Source organism: Chachezhania antarctica, assembly GCF_003646465.1.
Taxonomy (GTDB): domain Bacteria; phylum Pseudomonadota; class Alphaproteobacteria; order Rhodobacterales; family Rhodobacteraceae; genus Chachezhania; species Chachezhania antarctica.
Genome location: NZ_QZEX01000031.1, coordinates 1 through 3,581, shown reverse-complemented (window position 1 = coordinate 3,581; position 3,581 = coordinate 1). Strand labels below are relative to the sequence as shown.

The following is a 3,581-nucleotide window of genomic DNA, read 5'->3' as shown; positions in this document are numbered from 1 at the left end:
GGATCTTCGACGGTCCACTCGGACCCGACCGCGCCCACGGGCGGCCATGCATAAACTGTTGTCATCAGATCCCCAGGAAGTCCTTGGTTTCCGAGCTGGCCGCCTGAACACTTTCAACCGCCGCGCCGACTATTCCCGGCTGCGCCCGGCGGATCTGCACCGCAACTTCCGACCGCACCGTCTGGACCGACACATGTTCCGGCGCGTGCAGGATCAGCTCGATCGCTCCGCCCATCGCAGCGCCGAGCTTGTGGTTCGGGATCACCTGCGACCCGCGGGGCAGGTTCACCAGCTCGCGGCCCTGTTCCCCGGTCCACGCGAGGCCACCGGGCGCGGAATTGGTGCCGGCCGCGAACCCCGGGATCGCGCCCAGGATCTTCGAAAAGAAGCCGCCCCCCGAACCGCCGCCGAAGATCGAGCCCAGGCCGCCGCCACCGCCGCCGAAGATCGAAGCAAGTCCACCACCGCCCGAGGATTTGCCCGACAGCATGCCCGTCACGGCATCCTCGATCGGCGCAAAGGCTTGATCAATCATGCGATCGGCCATGCGCTGCATGATCGAAACCGCAGCATCGGCGAAGCTGCGGAACTCGAGCTCACCGCTTTTCAGAGCGTCCTTGAGCGGCGTCGTGATATCGGTTGCGACCTCTTTCGCGCGGGCGGCCACGTCCTCGAGATCCTTTTTCACCTTGGCAGCGCCACCGCCGCCCCCGCCAGCATCATCCAGACTATTGCCCAGGCGATCGGCCGCGTCCGCGGCACCGTCCGTCGCATCCGCCGTGCCTGCGATCGTATCCTTGAGCGTCTTGAGGCCGGCCAGCGGAGACGTGGCAAGCTGCCGAAGAACGTCCGTTGCCAGGCTCGCGTCGGCGGCCGCGTCACGCGCCGATTGCGCAACGCCATCCAGACCGGACGTGTCCGGCGCGTCAAACGTGTCCGTTTCAAAGCCGCTCCTGAACGCATCGGCGGCCGCGGCGCCGGCCTTTTCGGCCGCGCCGGCAAACGGGTTGGCAACGCCCTTCAACGTCACATCGGGCACCAGGCCGATCGAGACATTGCCCCCCGTCGCCCATTCCGGCAGGAGCGCCAGAGCCCCGTTGATCCCTTCGATGAAATCGTTGATCCGCTTGACCACAGCGTTCAGCATGCTTTCCACGCCATCAACCATGCTTTGCGCGGCCTGGTAGGCGAGATCTCCGATAGCGCCAGGCAGCGCCGACCATATCGCCTTGATCGCGGCGAAGGCCCCCCGGTAGACACCCACATACCGATTGCCGAAATCGACCGCGCTCCGAAGCGTGGCCGAAAGAGCCTCGAGGCCCGCGGCCTTTATGCGCTGCCAGGTCGCGCCGATCTCGCTTGCCGCCGCGCCGAAGGCGATGCCGATCCGATCGCCGACCTCGCGCGCCAGATCCCCGAGGAGCGACATGGCGCCGCCGAAGCTGCCAGCGGCCGAGACCAGGCGCGAGAACTGGAAAACCATCTCCCCGGCCGCGACGATAACCAGGCCGATCCCGGATCGGATCAACGCCCCGCGCAGGACGGCCAGCGAACCGGCAAAGGTCAACGTTGCGATCCGCGCCGCCGCCAGTGCCGCGACATACCGGACCCCGAAGGCGGCCGCGGCGGCTGCAACATATGTCGACACCCGGACAATGTTGCCCGCGATCGCGTCGATCACGCCGCGCAAGGCGCCACCTTCCCGCAGCGCGTCCGTCATGCTTTCGGCAAGCCGGCCGAACGATGGCACCAGGGCAAGCGCGAGCTGTTGCCCCGCGTATTGCGAGATATAGCCCAGGCGCCCGATCCGGTCGTTCGCCTTCTCGATCTCGGCCGCGTCCGTCGCGCTCAGGGCGAGCCCGTAATCCTCGACCGCCGTTCGCGCCGCCCGGATGGCGTCCCCGCCCTGGATCATCAGCAGGGACATTTCCCGGCCGCGCACCCCAAGATCCCGCATGAGCGCGGTTGTCTCGCCCGACGACAGGCCGAGCGCCTTCACCCGATCCGCGATCGTCGCGATCTTTTCGTCCGCGTCCAGGCCGGCGAGATCCTCGACCGTCAGGCCCAGGCGCTCGAGCGCCCGGCCCGCGTTGCCGCTCGTGCCGATATTGGCAATCTCGCGGTTCATGTTCTGGATATCGTTGGTCAGCCCCGACAGGGGCACGCCCGCCTCACTGGCGGCCAGCTCGAGCGCGCGGAACCCGCCGATCGAGGCGTCGAGACGGCGCGCCGCCTTGGCCGCCCGGTCGATCTCCTGCGCCGATTTCAAAGCGGCGGCCGAGATCGCCGCCCCGAAGGCGGCGGCCGCGCCCGCAACTTTCAGGAACTGCGCGCGCATGGATTTCAGCCGCGGCGAAACCTTGCCCACGCCCTTCTGGAAATTCGCGCTGTCCAGGCCGAGATTGACCCGGAGCGCGCCGATCACAGATGCCATGACACCCCCCTTGACCGCCGCCTCACGCGGCCGGTTTCGCGCCCCATTGAGCCGCGATCATTTCGAACATCGCTTGCAGATCGTCGGAACTCTGCGGCCCGCGGTCACCGCCGCCGACGAATGCCCTGAACCCGGGCAAGGTCTTTTGCCGGGCCAGCGCCTCGGCATGCCAGGCCAGCCAGGCGCGCCCGTCCTGCTCCTGCCGGAGACGGGCGCGCGCGCCTTTCATATGCGCGTTGAACTCGCGCAGCGTGAGCGACCAGAAATGCGCCGGATCGAGGCCGGCCGAGACATAGGCCGCCAGCAGATCGAAGATCCGAAGCGGCCCGCGGTCCTCTACTTTCCCGGCTGGCCCTCGATCTCGTCAGGCTTCGGCGCGGCGGCGGCGAAAAGGCGCTCGAGGATCCCCGGATCTTCCGACAGGATATCCCCCGCAAGCTGCCTACTGGCGCCCTCGTGGTGACGCTCGAGGCAACACCAAACCATCGAGATCATGTCACCGACACGTGCATTCCCCGCCTCTGCCTTCTCGGCCCAATCCAGTGCCGCCAGGCCGGTTCCATCCTCGAAAGCGGCCATCGCGTTGAGATCCATCCGGAGCGTATAGATCTTGCCCTCGAGCTCGACCCGGACCTCGCCCTTGAAACCCCTGGCCATCAGACCGCACCCAACAGCGTCGGCTTGCCAGTCGGCCGCACCGTGACCGTCGCCGTCATCTTGCCGTTCGTCAGGTCACCCGGCTCATAGATCAGGAAGAACCCGGGAAACTGCATGCGCACCCCGTTCGGCGCCGTGATCTGGTAGTTGCCGCCGCCGGCCTCGATCTCGGTCACGAACGGATCCGGGGCAACCGGCACCCAGTTGATGTCGATTTCAACCGGCGTCGCTTCCATCAGCGCCGGAATGAACTCTTTCATCATGTCCGGGCTCTGCAGATGCGTGGCATCTTCCTCGTCGCGCGTGTAGCCCGACGGCTTGATGCGCGTCACGTTGGCCGTATCGATGTAGGTCCCCGGCGTGCCGGGATCTTCGATCCCGAACTTTGCGCCGTAGCCGATATCTGCATCGCTCATGTCTCACCCTTTCCAGTTGGTGACAAAATCCACAGACGCCCGCCACGGGCGCTGTTCCTCGTTGGTCCCGCCCG

The 3,581-nt window shown here is 66.8% G+C and carries 4 protein-coding genes; all 4 read right to left on the bottom strand.

All coding sequences use genetic code 11. The annotated features are described in order from the left end of the window. Positions 1 to 64: 64 nt before the first annotated feature. The 4 genes from D4754_RS24205 to D4754_RS23600 all read right to left on the bottom strand — a co-directional run bounded on the left by D4754_RS24205 (position 65) and on the right by D4754_RS23600 (position 3,507). Entirely contained in the window at positions 65 to 2,434 is a 2,370-nt protein-coding gene (locus tag D4754_RS24205) for a hypothetical protein (RefSeq protein WP_163026047.1), read from the bottom strand. A 22-nt stretch (positions 2,435 to 2,456) separates the two neighbouring features. Then, on the bottom strand, positions 2,457 to 2,663 hold the full coding sequence (locus D4754_RS23610) for a hypothetical protein (RefSeq protein WP_121068612.1): 207 nt from the start codon (positions 2,661 to 2,663) through the stop codon (positions 2,457 to 2,459). A 107-nt stretch (positions 2,664 to 2,770) separates the two neighbouring features. Beyond that, entirely contained in the window at positions 2,771 to 3,091 is a 321-nt protein-coding gene (locus D4754_RS23605; protein ID WP_121068610.1) for a GTA-gp10 family protein, read from the bottom strand. Next, a complete protein-coding gene (locus tag D4754_RS23600) occupies positions 3,091 to 3,507 on the bottom strand; it encodes a phage tail tube protein (protein ID WP_121068608.1) in 417 nt (138 codons plus the stop codon). The genes D4754_RS23605 and D4754_RS23600 overlap by 1 nt, the downstream gene beginning before the upstream one ends. Positions 3,508 to 3,581 lie beyond the last annotated feature (74 nt).